Consider the following 26,148-nt stretch of genomic DNA (forward strand, 5'->3'; position numbering starts at 1 on the left):
TGTAGGAGGGCAGGAGTTGGGTGAATGGCAAACGGGCCGATATAGCACTCCAACTCTTGCCCTCCTGCCTTCTTACCCGCCTGCTCTTACCTTACTCTACCTCCGTAGGGCGGCTTTGCATGGCAGGTTTAGGGCAGCCGGGCTTCAGGTCGCCTTCAGCCCGGAACTCATCGAAGTGCTCCTCGAATAGGGTTTGCAGCATGCCATCCTTCAAGCCAATGTCGGGCACAATCATCTGGTGCACATTGGCCCATTCCATGGCGGACAAGTAAATGTGACCCGCGGGCACGATAACGTCGGCGCGGTCGGGGTTAAGCAGAGCTACGTTCACCCGCTCGTCCATGCTCATAGAGGTCAGGTGGTCGAGGATGGTGGCAATGCGGCGGCGGGTAACGGGCTTATCCACGGCGGTTTGGGCCATGCTGTACAGCTTGTTGATGTTGCCGCCCGTGCCAATGGCGCGGGTTACGTGGTAGCGCCGGGCGTTTTCCGTTACCCATTCTTCCATGCGCTGCCAGGTTTCACGCATGGCTTCCGTGCTCAGGCCCGCTTCTTCCTGCTGCATCCGCCGGATAGAGCCTACCTCAAACGACTGCGAGGCTACCTTGCGCCGGTCGTGGTAGATGTTGAACTCCGTGCTGCCTCCGCCTACGTCGATGTGGATGTAGTGCTTTTTGTCTTCGAGCAGGTTTTCAATCACGCGGTTGATGAAGGCGGCCTCGTCCTGCCCGTCAATTACCCGCACCGTCATACCCAACTGCTGCTGAATGCGGACGGCTACTTCCCGGCCGTTCTCGGCCGTGCGCATGGCCGAAGTAGCGCAGATCAAGTAGTGGTTGGGTGCCACATCGTGCACCTCCATCAGCAGCCGCAGGGCGTGCAGAAACTTGATGAATTTCTCTTCCTTCTTGGCTGAAATCCGGCCGCTGGCAAACACATCTTCGCCTAGCCGCAGGGGGTAGCGCACGTATTCCACGCGCTTGAGCCGGTACCGGTCGCCGTAGTGCAGCACGGCCGAAATCTGGCAGCGTACGGCGTTGGACCCAATATCAATGGCGGCTAGTTTCAGGAGCGGATATTCCATTCAGGAGAAGGTGAGGCGGAAGGAGATAAGCAAATATAGCCGGTCAGAAGGGGGAGAAAGTCATTGGGACCGGCCTAACGAGCAAAGCGCGCCCTACTCGTTTTAGACCGGGACTGGCTTTAGCGTGGGCAACCCCTTAGTTATCAATGCGGAAGCCTAGCCCCACCTGAATCAAGCCGTTTTCCGGTGATTTTTGGTAGGATACCGACAACGCCAGTTGGTCGGAGACGGGCGCCAGGTAGAAACCGGCCCCGTAGCCTTCGTGCCAGCCAGCCGGCGAGCTACCCTTAAAGTACACGCGGCCCCGGTCGTAGAACCCAAATACGCCGTAGGAAAAGGGTAGGAAGGAGGTTTGCACCCGGCCCAAAGCCAGGCGCAGCTCCGTGTTCAGGTACAGGCTGGCGTCGCCGGTGAAACGGTTGCGGTAGTAGCCGCGCAGGTTTTCGCGCAGGCCCAGGCTAATGAACTTGTAGAAAGGAATATCATCGTCGTTGCCATAGTTACGGCCACCGCCCCCCTTCACCACCAGCGTTACCGGAATGCCCAGCCGCGCCGTGCCGTAGTATTCTGCAAAGCCCTGAGTCAGGCCGAAGTTGCCTTTATTGCCGTTGAGCTGGTGGTAGGTGTCGTGCTGCACCCGCAGGCGCACCCCGCGCCGGGCAAAGCTCTGCCGGTCGCGCAAATCCACATCGAGCAGGGCATTCACCCCGATCAGGCGCTGAAAATCGGTGTTGGGGATTCGGTCGTCCGGTACGGTCGTCTCGCGGCGCTCCAGTTGCCCCAGGTAGCTATTGCCAGCGTAGTTAGACGTGTACTGCTCGTAGGTGGGCCCGATGCGGAATAGGCTACGCTGCCAGAAAACCCGCTCGGCGAAGCCATTCAGCGTGAAACCCTTGTAGCGGGCCTTATAGTACTTATCGTCGTAGCGGGCCTGATCCTTGTCCGTGTCGTTGCCCAGCCCGAAGAAGTTGTAGAAGGGAAAGAAGTTGCCGTACTCGGTGCGGGCTCCCACGTCCCACTGGCCAAAGGCGTAGCGGTGGCGCGAGGCCAGAGAAACCTGGAAGTTGCCGCCGCTAGAACCCCGGATATCAAAGGAATACAGGTTTTTGAAGCCGGGCTTGCGGAAGCCCTGGCGCACGAAATCAACGCCGGCGCCTACCCCCAGCCCGTCGTTGGCGTTTACAATAACGGTAGCGCGGGGCTTGTACGTGTGGTACTCGAACTCCTCTTGATTGTAGCGGTTCACGTCAGGACGGGCAGAGGTGCGGTTGTCGCTTTCCGGGCCTAGCTTCAGGTCCGTATCGGGTACATCGTACACTTTGGTGAGCGTGCGCAAACCGGCTGCGCGTGAGCTATCGGCAATCTGGTCTTTGCCGTCGCCCCCAATGATGCGCACCAGCACGCTGCGCTTGGCCGCGCCGGTTACCGTGAACGTGTCTTTGCCATCCAGACCGAACAGACTGATTTCCTGGGTTTCCTTGGGCGAAAAGGTGCGGTCGAAGAGAGCCGGGCCGTTGGGCTCGTTGCCTTCCTTGGCCTTGTCGAACATCTGCACCCGCACCCGGCCGTCGGCCTGGCGCTCTACCCGGAACACCTCGGCCTTATTGGAGCCGACCACGTCCACGCGCTGGGCCAGCAGCAGGTAGTATTCGTCCAGGGCCTGGGGTAGGGCCTGGATGCGGGCTTTGAGCTTGCGGTTTAACTCCTGGCCCGACAGCGGCTGCAGCTCGGCGGGTAGCGTGGCGGTGGCTTCGTCAATGGCGGCGGGGGTAATGCGCTCCTGCATATAGCGCCCGATTTCCTGCCATTGCTCCCGGCTCAGACTTTGCAGCAGAAACCGGTCGAGGTGGCGGGCCGGCCAGTTCAGGCTTTTCATATCGTGAAACTCGGCCTGAAAATCCTCAATGCTGGGCACGGCCCACTCCCGGTTGGCCAGGTAGGTAAGCGCCCCGTTCCAGAGAGTAAACGACTGGTCCCGGTCGCGCGGAATGGGCTTGTACACCGTCTGTTTGCCCTGTTTATAGCCGGCCCACTTCCAGTTGTCCTCGTGCTTGCCGAAGTCGGCCACCAGCATATCAAAGGCCCGGGCGCGCCCCAGGTTCACGGCATCAATACGGTTGTCGTTGTCTTTGTAGAGCTGGCGGAAAAAGCTGAAGGAGCGGCGCACCTCATCGGCGCCCCCGAAGCCGGGTAGGTTGGGCTTGGGGTCGACGGGGCGGTCTTCCAGCGTGCCGAGCAAGCCGGCGTACTCTTGGCGGTAGGGACCCAGCTGGTTGTTATCGGGCAGCACAAACAGCAGGGGGCGGGCGTGCAGAATGTCGGTTTTATCGAGCAAGGAGCCCGTGACCAGCGCCGAGTAGGGGTGGGCCGTGGGCGTAATGTCGCGCAGCACATCGGCGGCGAAGGAGCGGCGCAGTTCCGGGGGCAGAATGCGGGTCACGTCTTTGTCCACGGAGCGAAACACGTATTCCGAGGAATCGGCGGCAATGAGCTTGAGGGAAGTGGTCTGGCGCCCACCCCCGCGGCCAAAGGGGCGCAAACCGCCCTTCCCAGTAGCCAGGTTCAGGGTTGGCACCGGCACGGGCTGGGTCCAGGAGGTGCGGTACAGGTCGCCGAGCCAGAAGCGGGAGGAACGGGTGCCGGCGTACTGCTTGCCGGCGGCCAGCGTTTGGGTAGGCTGGAAGGGCGCGTCGGGCTTGCTTTCCGCTACCCCTGCCGGCGCACCCGGACAGTCGGGAATAAAGCTGTTAACCGGCACCTTGGGCAGCGGCGGCTGCTGGCAAGCCGACTGAAACAGCGTGGCCGCGTACGCTTCCTTCACGGTGGTACTACCCCCGGCAAAGGTGTAGAACGTGGCTTTCACCGTACCGTCGGCGTAATAGTCCAATTTGGAAAACCCTTCGGCCGACTCATTAAACTGGGACCGGGCGCTGGCGCCTACGTGCTGCTTTTCGGCGAAGGAACCCGAAACCAAGTGGTAGCTGCCCTCGGCCTCGGTGAGCTGCAAGCTGAAATCGTGGGCGGCGGCGTACACGGCCCCGGGGTGGTCCTTGAGCGTGTTCAGCATCTCCTTCTGAAACTGCTGGTAGGCCGGGTTGGCCAGGTCGCGGGGCGAGCCTACGTTCTGGCGGTAGGCTGCGTACACCGTGCCCGCTACCGGGGGGAGCAAGTGGCGGCTCAGGGGCATATGGCCGCCGTACACGCCGTTGCTGATAACGGGCTGATGACCCACCAGCAGCACGTTGCGGCCCTTGGTTTCGTCCAGCACGTCCTGGAGCTGCTCCCGAGACTCCTCGGGGGTCATGGTCTTGCAATCGGTATCGGGCGCCTCGGGCCGGTCGTAGGGGTGGGTCCACCAGGGGGAGTTGATGGCCACGAGGCGCACGGTGGGGGCCACATCCACAATTTCGGGGCCGGGGCAGCCGCCCGTGGGCACGAAGGCGTTTTGGCCGGGTAGCTTCTGCTCGATGTACTTTTCCAGCCGGCGCACCCGCTTCAGCCCGTCGGGCCCAGAGTTGGCCCAGTCCTTATCGCCGGGCACGAAGTAAAGCTTGCCATTGGGCAGGCCCTGCACCAGCGCAATCAGCGCATCGGCCCGGGCGGTTTGGCCGGCTTGGCTGGAATCTTTCTGGCTGCCCAAGCCGGTATTGCCCACCACGTCGCCGAGGTGAACCACCGTGAAAGGGCCAGTCTGCTGTTCCATCGTGCGGCGCAAGGCCTGTAACCGACTGGCAGGTAGCTCCGCAGAAGCGGTGTTGCCCAGCAGAAAAACCGTGTGCGCTGGAGGAGTTGATTGGGCAAAAACCGGAAACGTAGCCGCCAGGCCCAGGCCAGTTAGTAGCGCACGAGTGTAGCGTAAGGGCATAAGGAGGGGAGTATAGAACGCCGTTCTACGCAAAAGTCCGCATATCTGATTTAACTCCGCTTTAACTTACCAGGGCAGCACCAAAACGGAAGATGCCACCGGGGGCCAGGCGCCGGAGGTAAATGCCGAAGCAGAACCGTATCCCTTGCTACAAACGGGGCCGGCAGCAGGTGATACGCCTCCGCATGTAGGAAGCTGGTCTAAGCTCGGGCGCGCAGTTCGGCGGCTACCCGGGGCACGCCGGTGGTGGCGGGCTCGGTAATGAAGTGTAGGTTCGGCCGCGCCGCCACGGGAGGCTGGCTGGGGTCGATGATGTAAATAGGGCAGCCCGGCGGGGTATAGTTTACCAGGCTGGCCGCCGGATACACCTGCAGGGAAGTGCCCACCACCAGAAAAACGTCAGCAATGGCCGTTTCCTCCAGGGCGCGCTGCATCAGGGGCACGTCTTCGCCAAACCACACAATGTTGGGCCGGAGCTGGTGGCCTTTCTCGCACTTCTGGCCCAGCTCAATCCGGTCTTCCTCCATGGGGTACACCAGCTGGTCGAAGTAGGAGCTGCGCGACTCCAGGAGCTTGCCGTGCAAGTGAATGACGCGGGAAGAGCCCGCCCGCTCGTGCAAATCATCCACGTTCTGCGTTATTACTACTACCTCGAAGTCTTGCTCCAACTCGGCCAAGGCGCGGTGGCCGGCGTTGGGCTGGGCCGCGCGGGCCGCCGCCCGGCGTTGGTTGTAAAACTCCAGCACTAGGCCGGGGTTCTTGGCCCAGCCCTCGGGGGTGGCTACATCCTCAAGGCGGTGGCCTTCCCACAGCCCATCGGAGCCGCGGAAGGTAGCCAGCCCACTTTCCGCCGAAATTCCAGCCCCCGTCAGAGCTACCAGTTTCTTTTTCATACAGGCTAGGTTTACGTAAGCAAAGACGAAACTTGTCACGCGAGGGTTTAGCGCCCAAGCCTGACTTGCCGGCCGGCGCTTACTCGAATCGTCCCAGCTCGTCGCGGCGGAAGGTCCACTCCGGGGTAATGACCTCATCCCGCGCGGGGTCCAGCAGCACCCAGGCGCCCGCCCCGGCCCGCGGACCCGCTTTTACAACGTGCATTTGCTGGGCGGGCATGTAGCTCTGAGCCAGCAAGGCTTTGCGGCGGCCCGTTTGCGCCTCCACGGCCACATCCAGCACCAGCACCGCGTGGCCCGGCGAGCCGCCCCGAATCAGCACGTCACCGGGCTCTACTTGGGGTAGCGGCACCGGGCGCAGCTCCCGGCTCAGGGAAAGGGTGCCGGCGTACGTGAAAATCTGGTCGAGGTAACGGCGGAAAACTGCGTGGTCGGCCTTCTCAACGGCTTTCGGCACGGCCTCAACCTGCGCGCCTACCACCCGGAAGCCCATGCCTGAATACCAGTCCCGGAAGGCAACATCATGCCCACTGGTGAGGTGAAAGTGCACCGCATCAGGATTCTGGCTGAACAGGTACTCGCCCCGCAACCGGATGACGGCATCGGCGCACTGCTGCAGGTCGCGCTTGCCCACGTCCAGGTCGAGCACGGCGGCGTGCACATCCTGGCGGTCCTTGAGCTGGCCCGAGTGCAAGCGCACCGGAGTACCGACGGGCAGCAGGGGCAGAAACCGCAGCCAGTAAGCAAACGAGCCGGGTTGCGCCCCGATCCGCTCGTAGCCGGGCGGGGGCGGAAAGCGGGCAGCCAGCGTTTGGCGGGTTTGGTAGCGCCCCGCCGGCAGCCACGGATACCAGTTGGGCGGTGGGGCCGGGGCTGCCACCCGGGGCCCAGGGGCCGGAGCATCAAAAGTGGGAAACAGGGTAGTAAACCCCAGCACCAGGCTAGGCAGCAATACGGCACACATCATCAGGTAATTTATATCTGTACTATTTGATATAACGAGAATTTCCCGGGCCGTATTAGGTACTGGGTTAAATAAAAAAGCCCCACTGAACTCAGTCGGGCCTTTTTTATTCCTTAGCGAAGTAGGATCTACTTGGCTTTGCCGGTAGCCTTTTTGGCAGTAGTACCCGCGGGCTTTTTGGCGGCTGGTTTCTTGGCCGCCGGCTTTTTTGCGGCGGGGGCTTTGCGCGCGGGCTTATCGGCTTTGTCTTCTTTGTCGGCGGCAGGGGCTGCTTTCTTGGCGAAGCGGCCGCCTTTGGCGGGCTTATCGGGGGTAGCGTCGGCCAACTCCAGGCAGCGTTCCAGGGTCAGCTCGGCCGGCTCTTCGCCCTTGGGAATCTTGACGTTCTTTTTGCCTACCACGATGTAAGGACCGAAGCGGCCGTTCAGGATTTGCACATCCTCACGCTCCGGGAACTGCTTGATCAGGCGCTCGGCGTCGGCTTTGCGCTTGGCCTCAATCAGGTCAATGGCTTCCTGGGCCGTGATGGTGTGCGGGTCCTGCTCCTTGGTAAGCGAATAAAACTTGCTGTCGTGACGGATGTACGGACCGAAACGACCCAAGGCGGCCGTCATGTCCTTGTCCTCAAACTGCCCCACAATGCGGGGCAGCTTGAACAGATCAAGCGCCTCTTCCAGCGTAATGCTCTCGATGAATTGACCTTTGCGCAGGCTGGCGTACACGGCTTTTTCTTCGGAGCCTTCCTTGGGCTCAATCTGCACGTAGGGACCAAAGCGGCCCAGGCGCGCCGTTAGCTTCTGGCCCGTTTCAGGGTGGGCGCCAATTTCGCGGGTGCTCCCCAGTGTGCTCCGCTCAATGTCCTGCCCGCGCTCCACCGTCTCGTGGAACGTGGTGTAGAAACCAGCTAGCATGTCGGTCCACTGCTCCTGCCCATCGGCAATCCGGTCAAACTCATCTTCCACCTTCGCCGTAAACTGATAGTCGACAATGACGGGGAAGTGTTCCACCAGGAAATCATTGACTACCATGGCCGTATCCGTAGGAAACAGCTTGGCCTTGTCGGCGCCGTAGGTTTCGGTTTTTACTTCGGTTTTTACGGTGTCACCCTCCAGCGTCAGCACGTGGAATTTGCGCTCCTTGCCTTCGCGGGTGTCTTTTTCCACGTAGCCCCGCTTCTGAATGGTGCTGATGGTGGGCGCGTAAGTAGAAGGCCGACCGATGCCCATTTCCTCCAGCTTCTTCACCAGGGAGGCCTCCGTGTAGCGGGCAGCCGGCGCGGCGTAGCGTTCCGTGGCCCGCAGCTGTTGCAGGGGCAATTCCTGACCCACGCTCAGCGGCGGCAGCCCGCGCGAAAACGACGACTCGCCGTCCTGCTCCTCGTCGTCCTTGGACTCGGCGTAGGCCTTCAAAAAGCCCTCGAAAGTAATGACTTCTCCGGTTGCCGTGAGGGTTACCCCGGGCTGGGTGCTGATGCCGATGGTGGCTACCGTGCGCTCAATTACGGCGTCGGCCATCTGCGAGGCGAGGGCCCGCTTGCGGATTAAATCGTAGAGGCGCTGCTCCTGGGAGTCGGCTCCCGCTTTCACCAGGGCAAAATCGGTGGGGCGGATGGCTTCGTGCGCTTCCTGGGCTGAGGCCGACTTGGTTTTGAACTGCCGGGTCTGGGCGTACTCTGCGCCGTAGGCGGCGGTTATGGCTTCCTGAGCCGCGGCCAGCGCGTCCTGCGACAGGTTCACCGAGTCCGTCCGCATGTAGCTAATCTTGCCCGCTTCGTAGAGCTTTTGGGCCACGCTCATGGTTTGGGCTACCGAGAAGCCGAGCTTGCGCGAAGCTTCCTGCTGCAGGGTGGAGGTAGTAAACGGCGGGGCGGGGCTGCGCTTGCCGGGTTTCTTCTCCAGGTTCTCGATCCGGTAGGCCGCGTTTACGCAGCGGGCCAGGAAGGCCTCGGCTTCTTCGCGCGTTTTATAACGAGTCGGCAGTTCGGCTTCCAGCACCGCGCCGCGGCCGGCATCAAACTTGGCTACCACCCGGTAGGCCGAGGAAGTTTTGAACTGGCTGATTTCCCGCTCGCGCTCCACCACCAGCCGTACAGCCACGGATTGCACGCGCCCCGCCGACAGGCCGGTTTTTACTTTTTTCCAGAGTACCGGACTCAACTCAAAGCCCACCAGCCGGTCCAGCACCCGGCGCGCCTGCTGGGCGTTTACCAGGTTCAGGTCAATTTCCCGGGGCGTGGCAATGGCGTTGAGAATGGCATTTTTGGTGATTTCCCGGAAAACGATGCGTCGGGTTTTGGCGTCGCTCAGGTTCAGGGTTTCCGATAAGTGCCAGGAAATGGCCTCGCCCTCCCGGTCATCGTCACTGGCCAACCATACGGTTTCGGCCTCCTTGGCCAGCTTTTTCAGCTGACTGATAATTTCCCGCTTATCGGCCGATACCACATAGGTCGGCTTGAAACCGTTGGCAATATCAATGGCATTATTATCCTTGGGTAGGTCGCGGACGTGGCCGAAACTCGACTTGACCACGAAATCCTTGCCCAGATAGCCCTCAATAGTTTTGGCCTTAGCGGGAGATTCGACAATGACTAGATTTTTGACCATAGGGGTGGGATACGCTAGGCTGGTTTCGGTAGGAAACGGTCGGGACAGCGCAAAAGTTGAATTTTGCCGCAAAGATGCTGGAATAATCCGGCGTAGCAGTAGCCATACGGGAATATTGGCCTAGCAACTGTCCCAACCAAGGAATACAGAGGACCCCACCGCCGGGCAAATCGTTCAGATTCCGTGAGTTACTGAACACTCGGAAGTTTTCCGCCGGAATTGTGACCAGACAAGTCTATTCGCTACCTTTGCACGTTCTGGAACCCTGCTATCTGGGGTTCCGTTTGTGCCTCGCCTTGCTTCGGCAGGTTTCGCCACCATACCCAGTTTATGGCTTCAGCTAAGACGCCCAGAAACAACCGCCCGGCTCCCGCCGCTCCGGACACGCTAGAAGAATCAACCCTCGTCACTGACTCGGCCGATAATGGTACCGGTCCGGTGCCGCAGAGCAGCAACCTTACCCGCAAGCGGGGAATGGCCAGCTCCGTGAGCTATACGGCCCAGGACCCAGATTATATCAACGATCAGCTTAATCGGGTACTTTACGCTCTCGATGCCTTCAAAAAGGGCGACGTATCGGTGCGCCTGACCAAGCAGAACGACGACATCTTTGCCGAAATAGCCGAGGCCTACAACTCCATGGTGGAGATGATTGGCGGGGTAGGCGGTGAGGTGTCGCGCATTTCGAAAGTGGCCGGGGTAGAGGGTAACCTCAAAGCCCGGGCCTCGGCCGACAATGCCGCGGGCTTCTGGCGCGACATGATCAACAATATCAACGGCCTGGTGGATAGCATTGCCGTGCCGGTATTGGAAGTAGGCAAAGTACTGAAGAACATCAGCAAGGGCAATCTGGACGAAACCTTCCAGATTCCCGTGTCGGGCGACTTCAAGGTAATGGCCGAAACCATCAACAAGACCATCGACAACCTCAACCTGTTTGCCGGCGAAGTAACCCGCGTGGCGCAGGAGGTAGGTACCGAAGGAAAGCTAGGCGGCCAGGCTAGCGTACCGAACGTAGGTGGTATCTGGAAAGAGCTGACCGACAACGTAAACTACATGGCCTCGAACCTGACCTCTCAGGTACGGGACATTGCCAACGTAGCTACCGCGGTAGCCAAGGGCGACCTGACCCAGAAAATCACCGTGGATGTAAAGGGCGAGCTGCTGCAGCTCAAGCAGAACCTGAACCAGATGGTGGACTCGCTCAACTTGTTTGCCGGCGAGGTAACCCGCGTGGCCCAGGAGGTAGGTACGGAAGGAAAGCTGGGCGGCCAGGCCTCGGTACCGAACGTAGGGGGCGTGTGGAAGCAGCTGACGGACAACGTAAACACCATGGCCTCGAACCTGACTTTGCAGGTGCGAGACATTGCTAACGTGGCTACCGCCGTAGCAAAGGGCGACCTGACTCAAAAGATTACGGTGGACGTGAAAGGGGAGCTGCTGCAGTTGAAGCAGAATCTGAACCAGATGGTGGACTCGCTGAACCTCTTCGCCGGTGAGGTAACCCGCGTGGCCCAGGAAGTAGGTACAGAAGGCCGCCTCGGCGGCCAGGCCGTGGTACCGAATGTGGCCGGCGTGTGGAAGGAGTTGACCGACAACGTAAACTACATGGCCTCGAACCTGACTTTGCAGGTGCGGGACATTGCTAACGTGGCTACCGCCGTAGCCAAGGGCGACTTGTCACAGAAAATCACCGTGGACGTAAAGGGTGAACTGCTGCAGCTCAAGCAGAACCTGAACCAGATGGTGGACTCGCTTAACCTATTTGCCGGCGAGGTAACCCGCGTGGCGCTGGAAGTAGGTACGGAAGGAAAGCTGGGTGGTCAGGCTAGCGTGCCGAACGTGGCCGGTGTGTGGAAGGAGCTGACGGACAACGTAAACTACATGGCCTCAAACCTGACGCTGCAGGTACGGGACATTGCCAACGTAGCTACGGCCGTAGCCCGCGGCGACTTGTCGCAGAAAATGACCGTGGATGTGAAAGGAGAAATCCTGGAGCTGAAGAACATCCTCAATCAGATGGTGGACTCGCTCAACATCTTCGGTGACGAAGTAACCCGCGTGGCGCGCGAAGTAGGTACGGAAGGAAAGCTGGGTGGCCAGGCCGTAGTGCCCCGCGTAGGTGGAACCTGGAAAGAGCTGACGGACAACGTAAATACGATGGCCTCGAATCTGACGCTTCAGGTGCGAGACATTGCTAACGTAGCTACTGCGGTAGCCAAAGGTGACCTGACCCAGAAGATGACGGTGGATGTGAAAGGCGAGATTCTCGACCTGAAAAACATCCTCAATCAGATGGTGGACTCCCTGAACATCTTTGCCGGCGAAGTAACCCGCGTGGCCCGCGAGGTAGGTACAGAGGGTATTCTGGGCGGTCAGGCCAACGTGCCGAGCGTTTCGGGTACCTGGAAAGACCTCACCGACAACGTAAATACAATGGCCTCGAACCTGACCTCACAGGTACGGGACATTGCCAACGTGGCCACGGCCGTAGCCCGCGGCGACTTGTCGCAGAAGGTAACGGTAAACGTGCGGGGCGAGCTGTTGCAGCTGAAAGAAAACCTCAACCAGATGGTGGACTCGCTGAACACGTTCGGCGACGAAGTAACCCGCGTGGCCCGCGAGGTAGGTACGGAAGGCCGCCTCGGTGGTCAGGCCGTAGTACCGAACGTGCGCGGCACCTGGAAAGACCTGACAGACAACGTAAATACCATGGCTGCCTCGCTCACCTCGCAGGTGCGGGACATTGCCAACGTAACCTCGGCCGTAGCCCGGGGCGACCTAAGCCAGAAGGTATCGGTAGACGTAAAGGGCGAGCTGCTCGACCTCAAGGACAACATCAACGTGATGGTGGACTCCTTGAACGTATTCGCCGGTGAGGTAACTCGCGTGGCCCTGGAAGTAGGTACGGAAGGCCGCCTCGGTGGCCAAGCTAACGTGCCCAGCGTGAGCGGGGTATGGAAAGAGTTGACCGACCGGGTAAACACCATGGCCTCGAACCTCACGACGCAGGTACGTGGTATCGTGAAGGTAGTAACGGCTGTATCGCAGGGTGACTTGACCCAAAAGCTGACTCTGGATGCTAAGGGTGAGGTAGCTGACCTGGCCGAAACAATTAACCGAATGGTGGACGACCTGAACCGTCTGGCTTCGGAAGTAAGCCGCGTGGCGCGCGTAGCGGGTGGCGAAGGCAAGCTGACCGAACGCGCCACGGTAACCGACGTGTCGGGCTCCTGGAAAGAACTGGTGGACACCCTGAACGCCCTGATTGAATCCATTGCCTCGCCGGTACTGGAAGTGTCGCGGGTGGTACGGGCCATTTCGGAAGGCGACTTGCAGCAGCAGGTGGAAATCGAAACCACCGGCGACATCCGCGCCATGGCCGACGCGCTGAACCTGGCCGTGGACAACCTCAATGAGCTGCTCGGCGAAATCAACGAGTCGTCGCAGATTGTAGGGGAGTCGTCGGAGGAAATGGTGGTAAAAGGGCAGGAGATGAGTCGGGTAACCGTTGACGTGGCCCTGGCCATGCAGCAGATGGCCGAAGGCGCGCAGAACCAAGCTCTCAAGACCGACCAGGCCTTCAAGCTGATCGAAGAAATCATGCAGGCTACCAAGGAAACGGCCGGTAAAGCCGATGTTGGTATCAAGGCCGCTATTCTCGGGGAGCAGACTTCGCAGCTGGGTTTGAAGACCGTAGCGGAAGTGGTAAAAAACATGGAGGAAATCAGCTCGGCTGCCGCCCAGACCTCCAAAACCATCGAAGTACTAAGCACCCGTTCACAGGAAATCAGCAAGTCGCTGGGCGTTATCACCGACATTGCCTCGCAAACCAACCTGCTGGCTCTGAACGCCGCTATCGAAGCCGCCCGCGCCGGGGAAGCCGGCCGTGGTTTTGCGGTAGTAGCCGAAGAAATCCGCAAGCTGGCCGAAGGCTCCCGCAAGTCGGCCAGTGAAATTGCTACCCTGGTAGAAGACGTTAAAAAGGATACGACCTCGGCCGCTACGGCAATCAGCACCATGGAGGGCCGGGTACTCAAGGGCAAGAACGCCACGTTTGAAGCCAGCTCGGCCTTTAAGAACATTGCCACTAGCAGCGGTGAAACGCTCCGCACTTCCCGCGACATTCTGACGGCCACCGAAATTCAGAAAACCTCGATTGGCGACGTGGTAAAGTACGTGGAAGAGGTAGTAGCCATTGCCGAGCAGACCGCCTCCGGTACCCAGCAGGTAGCCAGCACCGCCAAGCAACTCTCCACGAGCATGCAGGAGCTGACTACCAGCAGCCAGAACCTGACCGACATTGCCGACGACCTGCAGCTTGGCCTCTCAGCCTTCCAGTTGATGGAAGACTTGCAGCCGGAGCCCGAGCCGGAGCCTGAGCCAACCCGTCGGCGGCCGCTAATGCGTCGCACGACCACGGCCGCGCCAGTAGCAGCCCCCGCCACCCGGCCTAGCCGTCGGGGTGCCACGGCAGCTGTTACTGCGGAGGCTCCAGCTACTGCCCGCAAAACGTCGCGCCGGGCCTCAGCGGCAGCACCCACTGCTCCCGCTGACACGGCCGCCCCAAACCAGGCTGATTCGCCTGCGGTTAAGGATAGCCGTCGTCGCAAGGATCGTAAGAAGGATGCCCCCCAGCCGGTAGCCGATACCCCGGCCCCCGCGAAGTCCCGGACGGCTAAAGGCAAAAACAAATAAGAAATTTTCTCTAACCGCGCCCCTGGGCCGCCTGATAAGGGAGGCCCAGGACCTGCGCTATCCTTTCAGGCATGCCTGAGTCCGAAAAGAACGCCAAACAGGACCCCATCATTCAGCTGATAGTTTTTCGCCTGGGTGAAGAAGAGTACGGGATTCGCATTGAGCAAGTGAAGGAGGTAACCATTACCCCTGAAATTGCTCGTATGCCTAAAACTCCGCCCTTCGTAAAGGGAATTGCCAACCTGCGCGGCGACATTATTGCCATCATCGATCTGGAGGAGCGGTTTAAACTGCGGTCCAGCCAGGTAGAAATGCCGACTATGTCGTACACGATGGCCATTGAGGCTAAAGAGTACACCATCGGCATCATGGTGCGCGAAGTGCCCCAGCCCTTGTCTATTCCCGTGTCCATCATTGAGAAGGCCCCGGAGTTTATTCAAGACATCAACATTCACGATAAATACATTGAGGGAATTGCCAAGGTCGATGGCCGCATCATTGTGGTACTCGATATGCTGAAACTGCTCACCCCCTCTGAAATCATGCAGTTGCAGCCTAAAGCGGAATCTTCCGCCGCAGGCAGCCGTACAAAGGCCTAGTCCACACGTATTGTTCAGCTCCTGTTTTCCTCATTCTTACTTTCTCCATGAAAAACCGCATCCTCATCGTCGACGACTCTTTCTACATGCGCACGATGCTCAAGAACATGCTTACCGACGCCGGCTATGAGGTAGTAGGAGAAGCCGCTAATGGGCAACAAGCTTTGGAAATGGCCTTGGCAACCAAGCCTGACTTAATTACCCTCGACGTTATTCTGCCTGATAACACTGGCCTTGATGTACTGAAAGGCATCCGCCAAGAACAGCCCGAAGTGAAAGTGGTTATGTGCTCGGCAGTGGGCCAAGAAGTTATCGTAAACGAAGCACTAGAAAGCGGCGCTACAGCCTACATCGTGAAGCCTTTCTCCGAAGAGAAGGTGCTGGAAATTGTAGGAAGCGCCCTGCAGGAAACTGGTTCCGAGCAAGAGTAGTTAAACCCCACCCACTGCGGTAGTTGAAGTCCGCTTCTCGTAGTAGCTGCTTTTCTTTCCTGTGTCCGCCCTAGTTTCTCCTTTCACCTTATTGCTCGGCAACCTGCCCACGTTTGTGCGCTCGGAAGTCACTCGGCTGCTGCATACCGATCCGGAACTGGAAATGGTAGGTGCTGCTGTGACTACTGACGAGCTGCCTACCCTGGCGCGGCGTCTACGGCCAGGAGTAGTGGTAATAAGTGATGATCAACTATTAGGCTTGGAGCAACTGCAGCGGCATTTTTCGGTTCCAGTGCTGCTGTATAGCACCCAGGTACCGCTTCCCGGCATGCTGCGCGAGGCAACACGTTTGGGAGTATATGACTACATCATTGCTCCTCCTGGGGCAGGTAGCGAGTTGATCGAGTGGCGCCTAGCGCTGCGCCGCAAGCTGCTGGCTGCCCGGCCTTCAATAGCTCCCGTATCCAAACCAGAACCGTCAGTTATCCTGCGGCGTACAGCCGTGCCCTTGCCTCCGCGCGGGGTAGTCGTCATCGGAGGCTCAACGGGTGGGGCACCTGCCGTCGAAACGGTGCTTCGGGAGCTACCGCTCGATTTTCCTTGGGCAGTGCTGGTGGCTGTTCACTTACCCGAACTGTTTACTGATACGCTGGTGGAGCGTCTGCGCCGGTCGGCCCGGCTGCCCGTTATGGCCGCAACCAGCGGCATGCGCTTGGAGCCAGGCCGTATTGTGGTTGCCCCTGGCGGGCGTAATCTGGTAGTGAAGCCGGTCATGGATAGTCCCTGGGTTGGCTGGCAAACTGACTTCGTGAAGGAAGCCAGCCTTGATGTCCCCTCCGTGGATATCCTGATGCATTCCATTGTTGGCGCCGTGGGTCGCAACGTGGTAGGTGTGATTCTTACCGGACTCGGGCAAGACGGTACCGCCGGGGCCCAGGCTATTCGTCAGCAGGGTGGCACAGTGGTAGCACAAGATGAAGCTTCTTCGGCGGTATTTGGAATGCCCAAATCGGTTATCCAGGCCGGTTTGGCTTCGGTCGTCCTGCCCTTGCCCGACATTGCCGACTTTCTGGTGAGCCACGTGCAATCTGGAACTACCTCTCGTCGGGGCCGCTCTTCCGTTCTCTCTCAACCCGTGCAGGCGCAATGAAGTCAAGAGAGCAGGAGTATCGCGAAATTTTCATAGCTGAGGCGCTCGAGTATTACGACGCCATGAGTCGCCACATAAGTGAGCTAGAGCGTAATCCTACCGATGAGCCAGCGCTGAATGAGCTGTTCCGGCTCATGCACAACCTCAAATCCAATGCGCGGGCTATGGGCTATAACCCCATTGGGGAGTTGGCCCACCACATGGAAACTATCTTCGGGCTTATCCGCAGCCGGGAGAAAACCTTTACTGGCTCCGTAGTACCTGTTTTATTTACGGGTATTGACACCATTGGCCAGATGATTCGCGCCGTTGGCGAAGATGAAGCCCTGCCGGAAGTAGAACAGCTGTTGGAAAACCTGGACCGCCTGGTCCGCGGGGAAGAACCTATCCTGGAAACTGGCCCCGAGGATGAGGAAGATGCCAGCCGTAAGCTGGAGCTGTCGGATCTGGTCTATATTCAAATTCGCAAGCTTGACCACCTGCTGAACTTGGTGGGTGAGCTAACCATTGATCGGGACCGAGTGCTGACGCTTAGCCAAGAAATCGGCAACCCAGCGCTGGCCGCGGCGGCGGCTCACCTCTCGCGCATTGCGGACGAGTTGCAGTACAGCGTTATGGACGCCCGTCTGGTGGGCGTTGGCTCCCTATTTAACAAGTTTCCAAGGGTAGTACGCGACGTTGCCACCACGGAAAAGAAGGATGTCGAGCTAACGGTAGTCGGCGAGGATATTCAGATTGACCGTAACATCCTGCAAATCATTACGGATGCCCTGTTGCACTTGGTGCGCAATGCCATAGGACACGGACTGGAGACGCCAGAAGAGCGAGTGGCGGCTGGCAAAACTGCCCAGGGCCACCTGACGCTCTCAGCCCAGGCCGAGCGCGATGATGTGCTGATCCAAGTACGCGACGATGGCCGTGGCATCAATGTGGAGAGCGTCCGGCGCAAGGCCGTTGAACGTGGCTTGGTTCCAGCCGCTACGGCCGCCAATCTGGATGATGACGCCGTGCGTGATTTTCTGTTCGAGCCGGGCTTTTCCATGGCCAAGGAAGTAACCGAAATATCAGGGCGCGGTGTGGGTCTGGACGTGGTGAAATTGGCCATCGACTCTCTAGGCGGTCAATTGCGCGTAGATTCAACGCTAGGCGAAGGCACTACCTTTACCTTGGTGCTGCCCACTTCCATTGCCGTGAAGGGCGCTCTGCTTTTCCAACTGGACCAGCGTAACTACGCTATTCCGCTCATGCATACCGACTCGGTGGTGTCCTTACTGCCGGAAAATTTTAACGTAGTAGGAGGCGTATTACTGACTCGAGTTCAGGACGAAAATGTTCCGGTCGTGTCGCTGCGTCGCTTGCTGCACAATGGTGACGGACCGCTTGCGCCCGCTACTAAAGCTGATCTAAATGGTCGTCAGGATATAATCATCGTCAACTACAGTAACCGCCGGCTGGGCTTGATTGTCGACCGGTTTTTACGCCAGCAGGATATCGTGGTAAAACCCATGAGTAAACCACTGGATACCATTGACTTGTTTGGGGGCGTTACCCTATTGGGCAGCGGGCAAGTTTGCCTGGTGCTCGATGTTCCGGCCCTGACTCGACTATTTCTGGCCAAACGACCGTAACTCACGTATTGCAGACTTGTGGCGGCCGACTTTGGCTGGCCGCCCTTTCACTTGATTCCTATGGATTTGCACATGACGGAACTGGAGCGGGATATCATCCGCGAAATCCTGAATATCGGCCTAGCACGCGCGGCCGATTCATTCGCGGTTGTCGCCCAGGAAAAGGTGCTGCTGGAAGTACCCAACCTCGATATCGTGTCGGGTAAGACAATTCTGGATAAAGTGCGCGACCTGCAGGCGGGTCACGTCATTATTCAGTCGGATATCCGGGGCGACTTCAATGGAACGACCCTTATGTTCTTTTCCGGCCAGCATGTCCAGCGGCTTTCCCGCGTTTGTTTGCGCATGAGCACCTCGGACTCCACGCAGATTGACGAAATGCAGGAGTCGTTGCTGCTGGAAATCAGCAATATCATTACCGGGGCGCTGGTAACACAACTAGCTAACATTCTGAAAGCTAGCATCTATGGCGCTCCGCCTACGCACCCGCGTGGTGACATTGCCGATGCCCTGCATAACCTGCTGCTGAACCGGCCCATGGTGCAACCACTGATTTTTTCGGTTATAACCCAGTTCTCGGATAAGGATAACTCAGTTGAGCTGCCGCTAATGATTTTCTTTGATCGGGATACCTTCGAGAAAATTCTGGATATCATCCGCACTTACGATTTTATGGGCGGCCAGCAAGCCGGCTCATAACTTTACCGGCCCTAGGGCCGGGGTGCACTGTAGCGGCCCTCGTGGCCAGGAATCATGCCTAACAAAGGCGTCGAGACCTGGAAGCGGGGGCTGCTACCATTTCCGGCTGGCCTCATCTACACTTTAACCTTTCTTTTTTATGGCTAATTCTGCGTCCTCGCTGGAACAAAAGCTTGCCGCCTTCGACCCCAATGCCCTTGGTGATTCGGCGGGCGGGATTTATGGTCTGCCCTTCACCCCCGAGGAGGCCCAGGTTGTAATCGTGCCCGTGCCTTGGGAAGTAACCGTTTCGTACCGCGCCGGTACGGCCGAAGGGCCCGAGGCCATTCGGGATGCGTCCCTGCAAGTAGACCTCTACGACCCTGACTTGCCCAATGCCTGGCAAATGGGTCTGGCCATGGAGGAGTCCGACGAGAAAATTGCCGCCGAAAGCCTAGCTCTACGCCCTACGGCCGAAGAGTACATTGGCTGGCTGGAAGAAGGTGAGCCTGAAGCAACGCACGGAACATTTTCCCAGGTGCCCGCCCATATCAACCAGCGCGGTCAGGCGCTGCTGGAGTGGCTCAAGCAAAAAACCGGCGCCCTCTTGGACGCTGGGAAAGGGGTAGTTGTGCTGGGCGGCGACCATAGCACGCCCCTGGGCTACCTGCATGCTCTGGCCGAGCGGCACGAAGAGTTCGGGATTCTGCAGATTGATGCGCACTGTGACTTACGACCCGCCTACGAAGGCTTCGAGTTTTCGCATGCCTCCATTATGTATAATGCCCTGAAACTGCCTCAGATTAAGAAGCTGGTGCAAGTTGGCATCCGCGACTACTGCCAGCAGGAAGCCGAGTACATTGACCAGAGCAACGGCCGGGTGGCCCTGTTTGCCGACCGATTTCTTCAGGCCGAAATGCTGGGCGGTAAATCCTGGAAGAAGGAGTGTAAAAAAATCATTGCCCAGCTACCCCAAAAGGTGTATTTGAGCTTCGACATCGACGGACTTGATCCGAAGCTATGCCCCGGCACCGGTACGCCCGTACCCGGTGGGTTGGAGTTCGAGCAGGCACTCTACCTTATTCGAATGGTAGTACGCTCGGGCCGCACCATTATTGGCTGCGACCTGAACGAGGTAGCCCCCGGCGACACGGAATGGAACGCCATTGTAGGTGCCCGGCTGCTTTACCACATGGCCAACTGGATGGGGGTGTCGCAGGGCCGGCTGAAAGCCCGGGCCGTAGAGAAGTAAGGTATATCCTTCAGTGGCTCGCGTGGTCGAGCAGAGCGCGCAAAAAGTACGACAGACGGCTGATTCAGCTGCTTGTCGTACTTTTTTGCGTATCGTGCGTAAAGTGAGCAACTCCCTTACACTGTACTTTTCTCTCACCCAATCCCTCTTCTTCCTCTATGGGCTTCATTTTAAAATTCATTCTCACGGCCATCATTACTTATGTGCTGGCTAAGTTTCTGCCCGGGGCTGATATCAGCGGCATCGGTGACGCATTTATTCTGGTCATTGTGCTGGCCATTCTAAATGCTATTGTAAAGCCCATCCTGAAAATCATCGGCTTTCCTATTACCATCCTGACGTTGGGCCTGTTCTTGCTGGTTATCAATGCCTTGATTGTGATGATAGCTGACTGGCTGCTGGGTGGCTTTAAGCTGGATGGGTTTGTTTCTGCCCTTATCTTCAGCGTCGTTTTGTCGTTGGTTACCTCAGTAATCGATATGGTAACCGACCGAAGCTAAGCTACTGGTTCGTAGTATCAGCGGAGCAGAAAAGCCCGCCCGAGCATGCTCGGGCGGGCTTTTCTGCTCCGCTAGTGTAGCTAGTTAGTCAGGCAGGAAGTTCATTGTAGCAAAACACGTTCGTTAGCTGTGCATGACCGGTAGCAGGGCAGGAGCTAACGCCTTCAGTTTTACTCTATAAGCAGCTTGCCACGATACCAACGGTATCCGGCCCACAGACCTGCCACCAGCAGGAGTGGCCAGATGTAGCATGCCGCAATCAGGAATACACTCAACGCCCGCCAGCCAAACCACAAACCCGTTTGCACCTGACTAGTTATACCCGCCGCTGGCGATAGTTCAGTGGTTGGGCGGAGCTGGTAATACGTAAGCTGCAACGTGGCCAAGGTGGCTTGCTCGGTAAGCCGCTGAATTTCCTGTTCTGATAACTGCGCTGCCATAGTGTCCTTAGATGAAGTGCGAATGGCGCTTCGGAGCTTGGCTAGCTCGGCGGCAATGTTTCGGGAGGTGAGTTCTTTGCCACGCACAAGCCCTATTTGGGTTAGCTCGGAGGTCAGAGCCAGAAATTGTGCCGATGGGACCCGAATTGTCAGGGTCTGCTGATGGCGGTCTGAGTCGGTGGTTTCGCGGGCGCTGGTAAGGTAGGCGCCCCGGCGCAGTAGGGTAGTATCTAGGCGGGCGGATGCGGCCGCGAAGTCAGCTACTTCTACCTCCATGGAGCCTTGGTAAATAACCGGATGACCCGCTACTCGCCACAGCCTAGCTAAGGGTACTTCTGATACAGCGTTAGGTGGCACAGGATTAGGCAACTCAGGAGTTGCCGCTTCGGGCATAGGGCCTGCCGTGGTAGCCAGTTCTTGCTGCTCGGCTGACTGGGCGCACCCAGCCAGCATCAGCCCCACAAACGGGAGCAGACGCACATACTTTTTCATCGGGTAAAAGGGTAAAATGGTGGGATGAAAAAAGCTGCGCAGCTTCTGCCGGTTTATACCATCGGGCCCGGAACGTAACCCTCTCGCCATCCGGCTATAACGCAACACCGCCCGGCTTCAAATGTGAAACCGGGCGGTGCGCAAGATGTCTGCTTGGGTAAGGTAGGGCTAGAGGCGGCGGATCTGGGCACCAAGGGCCGTGAGGCGCTTGTCAATGTTCTGGTAGCCCCGGTCAATCTGCTCCACGTTCTCAATTACGCTCCGTCCCTCAGCCGAAAGGGCTGCAATTAGCAGCGCCACACCGGCGCGGATGTCGGGCGAGGTCATGGTGATGCCGTGCAGGCGCGTGCGCTTGTCCAGGCCGATAACGGTGGCGCGGTGCGGGTCGCAGAGGATAATCTGGGCACCCATATCAATTAGCTTGTCTACGAAGAAAAGGCGCGACTCAAACATTTTCTGGTGAATCAGCACGGTGCCTTTGGCCTGGGTAGCCACTACCAGCAGCACGCTCAGCAGGTCGGGGGTGAGGCCGGGCCAGGTGTGGTCGGAGATGGTAAGAATGCTACCATCGAGGTAGGTCGCAATTTCATAGTGGTCCTGAGCCGGCACGTAGATATCGTCGCCGCGAAATTCCAGCTGGATGCCCAGTTTACGGAACGTATCCGGAATCAAGCCCAACTCCGGAATCTGACAATCCTTGATAGTAATTTCGGAGCCCGTCATGGCCGCAAGACCAATAAAAGAACCGATTTCAATCATGTCCGGCAACATGCGGTGCTCGGTGCCTCCCAAACGCTCCACGCCTTCGATGGTCAGCAAGTTGGAGCCGATGCCGTTGATTTTGGCGCCCATGCGCACCAACATCTTGCAGAGCTGCTGCAGGTACGGCTCACAGGCCGCGTTGTAAATGGTGGTCGTGCCTTCGGCTAGTACCGCGCCCATTACAATGTTAGCCGTGCCGGTTACTGAGGCTTCGTCCAGCAGCATGTAAGCACCGCGCAGGCGGCCTTCGGTACTGATGCGGTAGAAGTCGGTGCCTTCCAGCGTGAGCTTGCCGCCCAGCTTTTCCAAGCCTAAAAAGTGGGTATCCATGGGCCGCCGACCAATTTTGTCGCCGCCGGGTTTGGGTAGCTGGCACTTGCCGAAGCGAGCTAGCATAGGACCCAGAATCATGACCGAGCCACGAAGAGCCCCAGCCTGAGCCACAAACTCAGGGGTATCAAGGTAGTCCAGATGCACGTCGTCGGCCTGGAAGCGGTAGGTGTCGCCCGCAAGCTTGCCCACCTTCACGCCCATATCGCGCAGCAGCTCAATGAGCCTGTTCACGTCGCGAATGTCCGGAATGTTGGAAATCGTAACGGGCTCATCCGTAAGCAAAACTGCGCACAGAATCTGAAGAGCTTCGTTTTTGGCGCCCTGGGGCACAATTTCACCTTTCAGCGGCTTGCCGCCGATAACTTCAAAAGAGGCCATTTATGGAGGGGTTAGGAATTAGGAGCCAAAAGCTAGGAGCGAGAAGATGACCACACGGACCTTCTAGCTCCTAGCTTTTGGCGCCTAACTTCTGCAAAATTATTACTGCGGAGGTTGCTGGGGTTCCTGACGGCCTTTTTTGCCGCCGCGGCGCTGCTTGTCGCGCCGGTTGTTGTTGCCACCGCTGCCCCGGCGCACCTCCCGTTCCTGGCGGGGCTGGGGTACAATAAAGGGCGCGGGCCGGCCACCGGTGGTAAACTCGAACAGGTTCTGAGCATCGACCTGAGCTGGGTCCAGGGTAAGCTGGCCACCTGAAAGCTCCTTCAAGTGTTTGAGGATGGTGACGTCCTTGGCGTTTTCCTTGTTGTGGGAGCGGTAGAGAAACTTCATGGTCCGCCCGATAATGATGGTAGCCTGCTCCCGCTCCGAGGCGTCTTCCAAGGTTACGGCTTTCTCAATGAGCTGTTCCACAGCCCGGCCGTAAGCCCGCAGCTTGGGCCCTTTGCTAGGGTAGGCTACCCGCTTGGGAGGGGCCATGTTGGCCTGGGCTACCAGCGGAAACGGCGCGTCTACGTCCAACTCGCCGTCGGCCATTTCAAACAGATGATTCCACACTTTATGCTGGGAATCAGGCTGGTCGCGCAGGGCAGGCTGAATGCGGAAGATAAGCTGCACGATCTGCTGGGCCCGGCGGGTGCGCTCGGTGCGGTCCTCTACGTCGCGCAGTTGTTGCACGAGCTGAAAGGTGCTTTGCCCGTACTCGCGCTGGAGCAGTTCGTGCTTATGAAGGGAAGGTAAGGTCATGAAAATGGTATTCGAAGGGCCAAATATACGTCAAACCTTGCCCCAATGACCTCCTATTTTGCACAGGACAGCCAGCGGCAAGGTTTAATAAGTAGTGGCAGCAGGGTAAGGCTGCACGATGCGCATCTAAAGTAACGCGAATAGGGCAATTTGGGTGCACAAAGCTTGTTGTCATTGGTGCGTTCTGAGCATTAAGCAGAGACGAGGAATCTAGGTTACCAGTACCAGGCCGACCCAGATTCCTCGTTCTACTCACAATGACAAAGAGAATAGTTAATGCACCCGCAGCTTGGCGAAGCTCAGAAGCAGGGTTTTCTCCCCAACTTCCTCGAACTGAATAATGGCTTTCACAGAGCCAGCTTGATCTTCCAGCTTCGTCACGGTTCCGAACCCGAACTTGGGGTGCTCCACGCGCTGCCCGGTCTGCAGATTGCTGGTGTCGGAAGGCTTGAAGTCGGCGGGCGGGGAGTATTTGGTAGCAACGGTTTTGCGCGGGGCCGGGGGCACCAGGTTGCTGCGCCGCTCAAACACGTGGCCGAACGGTGACTCACCTGGCCCGGCGCTACCCACCGGCCCGGCCGAGAACTTAAAGTCGACGAATTGCGGGTCAATTTCGTCGAGGAAGCGGCTTTTCTCGCAGCTGCGCAGGTTACCCCACTGGTAGCGGGAAGTAGCATAGCTCAGGGTTAGCTTCTTCTCGGCCCGCGTAATGGCTACGTAAAACAGGCGGCGCTCCTCTTCCAGGTCGGCCCGGGAGGTAATCATCATCTGCGAGGGAAACAGGTTTTCCTCCATGCCCACGATGTAGACGTTGCGGAATTCCAGGCCCTTGGCCGAGTGAATCGTCATCAACGTCACCTGCTCGCCTTCACTTTGGGCGTCTTTGGTGTCGGCGTCGGTTACCAGGGCAATGTCTTGCAGGAAGGAAGCCAGCGTTTTGTCTTCCCGCTCGGGGTCTTCCACGAAGGCTTTGATACCGTTCAGCAGTTCCTGAATGTTTTCGTAGCGGGAGAGGCCCTCAATGCTTTTATCGGCGTACAGATCCTCGATCAGGCCCGAGTTTTTGGCAATAAACTTGGCCGCCTCAAAGGCATCGTCCTTGGCCGCTACCGCCGTGTAGGCCTTGATTTTTTCGGCGAAATCCACAATCGGGTTGGCCGCCCGGGCCGGCAGGAACTGGTCGGCATTGGCTACCACTTCCCAAATCGTATGGTTCGATTCCTCGGCCGCGTTGATGAGCTTGGCAATGGTCGTGTCGCCGATGCCGCGCTTGGGGTAGTTTATCACCCGGCGCAGGGCCTGCTCGTCGTTGGGGTTTACCGTCAGGCGCAGGTAGGCCACCAAATCCTTGATTTCCTTGCGCTGGTAGAAGGAGAGGCCCCCGACAATCTTGTACTTGATGTTGAGCTTGCGCAGGGCTTCTTCCATGGCCCGGCTCTGGGCGTTGGTGCGGTACAGGATGGCAAAGTCATCGTAGGACAAGTGGTGGTTCATCCTGTCCTCGTAGATGCTGTTGGCTACCAGCTTGCCCTCCTCGTTGTCGGAAGCAGCCTTAAATACCTCAATTAGCGGACCTTCCTCGTTATCCGAGAAAACATCCTTGCGTAGCTGGGCCTGGTTATTTTTAATAACCGAGTTGGCCGCGCGTACAATGTTTTTGGTGGAGCGGTAGTTCTGCTCCAGCTTAAATACCTGCAGCTCGGGATAGTCCTTCTCGAAGTTGAGAATATTCTGAATATCGGCGCCCCGGAAGGCGTAGATGCTCTGCGCGTCGTCGCCCACCACGCAGATGTTGCGCTCCTTGGCCGCAAGCTTGCGCGCAATCAGGTACTGGGAGTAGTTCGTATCCTGGTACTCGTCCACCATCACGTACCGGAACATGTTCTGGTACTTGTTCAGCACGTCGGGGTGGTCTTTGAACAACACGTTGGTCTGGTAGAGCAAATCGTCGAAGTCCATGGCGCCGGCTTTAAAGCAGCGGTTGGCATACTGCTGATAAATCACGCCCAGCTTGGGCCGCAGCGCTGCCTCGTCGTCCTGCCGAATCACGGGGTCGTTGAGGTACTGCTGCACCGAAATCAGCTTGTTCTTAGCAGCCGAAATCCGCCCCAGCACCATGTTGGGCTTGTAGAGCTTGTCGTCCAGCTCCAGCTCCTTCAGGATTTGCCCAATCAGGGTTTTAGAGTCCTGGGTGTCATAGATGGTGAAGGAGCGAGGGTAGCCAATCTTATCGGCCTCAGAGCGCAGGATGCGGGCAAAGATGCTGTGGAAAGTGCCCATCCACAGGTTCTTGGCGTTCGGGCCGACTACCTTCTCAATGCGGGCGCGCATTTCCTTGGCGGCCTTGTTGGTAAAGGTCAGGGCCAGGATATTGAACGGGTCGACGCCTTTTTCCAGCAGGTGGGCAATGCGGTAGGTAAGTACGCGGGTTTTGCCGGAGCCCGCGCCGGCTATAATCATGCAGGGGCCTTCGGTGTGCAGCACGGCCGCCGCCTGCGAGGGGTTCAATAATGCGTGATAATCCAGTGCCATGCGTGTCAGTCAGATCGAAAACTAAGCTTTTTGGCTTGTTAGCAAAGGTAGGGCTTTCCGAT

17 protein-coding genes are annotated in these 26,148 nt (G+C 58.3%); 8 read left to right on the forward strand and 9 right to left on the reverse strand.

Annotated features, from left to right (window positions below; all coding sequences use genetic code 11):
• Positions 1-91: 91 nt before the first annotated feature.
• The 5 genes from IEW18_RS09145 to topA all read right to left on the reverse strand — a co-directional run bounded on the left by IEW18_RS09145 (position 92) and on the right by topA (position 9,409).
• Entirely contained in the window at positions 92-1,084 is a 993-nt protein-coding gene (locus IEW18_RS09145) for a Ppx/GppA phosphatase family protein (protein WP_188557533.1), read from the reverse strand.
• A 136-nt stretch (positions 1,085-1,220) separates the two neighbouring features.
• A complete protein-coding gene (locus tag IEW18_RS09150; RefSeq protein WP_188557534.1) occupies positions 1,221-4,949 on the reverse strand; it encodes a BamA/TamA family outer membrane protein in 3,729 nt (1,242 codons plus the stop codon).
• A gap of 200 nt (positions 4,950-5,149) precedes the next feature.
• Positions 5,150-5,842, reverse strand: coding sequence for an SIR2 family NAD-dependent protein deacylase (locus IEW18_RS09155; RefSeq protein ID WP_188557535.1), 693 nt, complete (start codon positions 5,840-5,842; stop codon positions 5,150-5,152).
• A 79-nt stretch (positions 5,843-5,921) separates the two neighbouring features.
• On the reverse strand, positions 5,922-6,809 hold the full coding sequence (locus tag IEW18_RS09160; RefSeq protein WP_188557536.1) for a DUF4846 domain-containing protein: 888 nt from the start codon (positions 6,807-6,809) through the stop codon (positions 5,922-5,924).
• 125 nt (positions 6,810-6,934) lie between these two features.
• Positions 6,935-9,409 carry a type I DNA topoisomerase gene (gene topA, locus IEW18_RS09165; RefSeq protein WP_188557537.1) on the reverse strand — a complete coding sequence of 825 codons (2,475 nt, stop codon included), beginning with the start codon at positions 9,407-9,409 and terminating at the stop codon, positions 6,935-6,937.
• Between the two features lie 330 nt (positions 9,410-9,739).
• On the opposite strand from topA, the gene IEW18_RS09170 reads away from it, so the two are divergent.
• The 8 genes from IEW18_RS09170 to IEW18_RS09205 all read left to right on the forward strand — a co-directional run bounded on the left by IEW18_RS09170 (position 9,740) and on the right by IEW18_RS09205 (position 20,345).
• The gene (locus IEW18_RS09170) at positions 9,740-14,107 is read left to right on the forward strand and encodes a methyl-accepting chemotaxis protein (protein ID WP_188557538.1); all 4,368 of its coding nucleotides are present in this window, start codon (positions 9,740-9,742) and stop codon (positions 14,105-14,107) included.
• A 71-nt stretch (positions 14,108-14,178) separates the two neighbouring features.
• On the forward strand, positions 14,179-14,706 hold the full coding sequence (locus tag IEW18_RS09175; RefSeq protein ID WP_188557539.1) for a chemotaxis protein CheW: 528 nt from the start codon (positions 14,179-14,181) through the stop codon (positions 14,704-14,706).
• 47 nt (positions 14,707-14,753) lie between these two features.
• Complete coding sequence (locus tag IEW18_RS09180; RefSeq protein WP_188557540.1) at positions 14,754-15,137, forward strand: response regulator; 384 nt, start codon at positions 14,754-14,756, stop codon at positions 15,135-15,137.
• Positions 15,138-15,198: 61 nt separating this feature from the next.
• Positions 15,199-16,287: a chemotaxis protein CheB gene (locus IEW18_RS09185; protein ID WP_188557541.1), complete on the forward strand. Its 1,089-nt coding sequence runs from the start codon at positions 15,199-15,201 to the stop codon at positions 16,285-16,287.
• Entirely contained in the window at positions 16,284-17,915 is a 1,632-nt protein-coding gene (locus tag IEW18_RS09190) for a chemotaxis protein CheA (protein ID WP_188557542.1), read from the forward strand. The genes IEW18_RS09185 and IEW18_RS09190 overlap by 4 nt, the downstream gene beginning before the upstream one ends.
• Positions 17,916-17,975: 60 nt before the next feature.
• Positions 17,976-18,614, forward strand: a complete 639-nt coding sequence (locus IEW18_RS09195) for a chemotaxis protein CheC (protein ID WP_229728666.1) — start codon at positions 17,976-17,978, stop codon at positions 18,612-18,614.
• 139 nt (positions 18,615-18,753) lie between these two features.
• Positions 18,754-19,845, forward strand: coding sequence for an agmatinase family protein (locus IEW18_RS09200; protein WP_188557543.1), 1,092 nt, complete (start codon positions 18,754-18,756; stop codon positions 19,843-19,845).
• A 158-nt stretch (positions 19,846-20,003) separates the two neighbouring features.
• A complete protein-coding gene (locus IEW18_RS09205; protein WP_188557544.1) occupies positions 20,004-20,345 on the forward strand; it encodes a phage holin family protein in 342 nt (113 codons plus the stop codon).
• A gap of 170 nt (positions 20,346-20,515) precedes the next feature.
• Here the strand turns inward: IEW18_RS09205 and IEW18_RS09210 are convergent, their stop codons facing one another.
• From IEW18_RS09210 to IEW18_RS09225, 4 genes are all read right to left on the reverse strand, one after another.
• Entirely contained in the window at positions 20,516-21,277 is a 762-nt protein-coding gene (locus tag IEW18_RS09210) for a DUF4349 domain-containing protein (RefSeq protein ID WP_188557545.1), read from the reverse strand.
• A gap of 168 nt (positions 21,278-21,445) precedes the next feature.
• Positions 21,446-22,750: a UDP-N-acetylglucosamine 1-carboxyvinyltransferase gene (gene murA / locus IEW18_RS09215; protein ID WP_188557546.1), complete on the reverse strand. Its 1,305-nt coding sequence runs from the start codon at positions 22,748-22,750 to the stop codon at positions 21,446-21,448.
• Positions 22,751-22,852: 102 nt separating this feature from the next.
• Complete coding sequence (locus tag IEW18_RS09220) at positions 22,853-23,554, reverse strand: DUF4290 domain-containing protein (RefSeq protein WP_188557547.1); 702 nt, start codon at positions 23,552-23,554, stop codon at positions 22,853-22,855.
• Between the two features lie 273 nt (positions 23,555-23,827).
• Positions 23,828-26,080 (reverse strand): ATP-dependent helicase, encoded by a 2,253-nt coding sequence (locus IEW18_RS09225; RefSeq protein ID WP_188557713.1) that lies wholly within the window; start codon positions 26,078-26,080, stop codon positions 23,828-23,830.
• Between the last annotated feature and the right edge of the window lie 68 nt (positions 26,081-26,148).

This window comes from Hymenobacter glacieicola (genome assembly GCF_014640315.1).
In the GTDB taxonomy this organism is placed as follows: domain Bacteria; phylum Bacteroidota; class Bacteroidia; order Cytophagales; family Hymenobacteraceae; genus Hymenobacter; species Hymenobacter glacieicola.

Bases quoted from the DNA above. Each gene is read 5' to 3' on its own strand.
- IEW18_RS09145 (WP_188557533.1), bottom strand. From the start codon at position 1,084: ATGGAATATCCGCTCCTGAAACTAGCCGCCATTGATATTGGGTCCAAC.
- IEW18_RS09150 (WP_188557534.1), bottom strand. From the start codon at position 4,949: ATGCCCTTACGCTACACTCGTGCGCTACTAACTGGCCTGGGCCTGGCG.
- IEW18_RS09155 (WP_188557535.1), bottom strand. From the start codon at position 5,842: ATGAAAAAGAAACTGGTAGCTCTGACGGGGGCTGGAATTTCGGCGGAA.
- IEW18_RS09160 (WP_188557536.1), bottom strand. From the start codon at position 6,809: ATGATGTGTGCCGTATTGCTGCCTAGCCTGGTGCTGGGGTTTACTACC.
- topA (WP_188557537.1), bottom strand. From the start codon at position 9,409: ATGGTCAAAAATCTAGTCATTGTCGAATCTCCCGCTAAGGCCAAAACT.
- IEW18_RS09170 (WP_188557538.1), top strand. From the start codon at position 9,740: ATGGCTTCAGCTAAGACGCCCAGAAACAACCGCCCGGCTCCCGCCGCT.
- IEW18_RS09175 (WP_188557539.1), top strand. From the start codon at position 14,179: ATGCCTGAGTCCGAAAAGAACGCCAAACAGGACCCCATCATTCAGCTG.
- IEW18_RS09180 (WP_188557540.1), top strand. From the start codon at position 14,754: ATGAAAAACCGCATCCTCATCGTCGACGACTCTTTCTACATGCGCACG.
- IEW18_RS09190 (WP_188557542.1), top strand. From the start codon at position 16,284: ATGAAGTCAAGAGAGCAGGAGTATCGCGAAATTTTCATAGCTGAGGCG.
- IEW18_RS09195 (WP_229728666.1), top strand. From the start codon at position 17,976: ATGGATTTGCACATGACGGAACTGGAGCGGGATATCATCCGCGAAATC.
- IEW18_RS09200 (WP_188557543.1), top strand. From the start codon at position 18,754: ATGGCTAATTCTGCGTCCTCGCTGGAACAAAAGCTTGCCGCCTTCGAC.
- IEW18_RS09205 (WP_188557544.1), top strand. From the start codon at position 20,004: ATGGGCTTCATTTTAAAATTCATTCTCACGGCCATCATTACTTATGTG.
- IEW18_RS09210 (WP_188557545.1), bottom strand. From the start codon at position 21,277: ATGAAAAAGTATGTGCGTCTGCTCCCGTTTGTGGGGCTGATGCTGGCT.
- murA (WP_188557546.1), bottom strand. From the start codon at position 22,750: ATGGCCTCTTTTGAAGTTATCGGCGGCAAGCCGCTGAAAGGTGAAATT.
- IEW18_RS09220 (WP_188557547.1), bottom strand. From the start codon at position 23,554: ATGACCTTACCTTCCCTTCATAAGCACGAACTGCTCCAGCGCGAGTAC.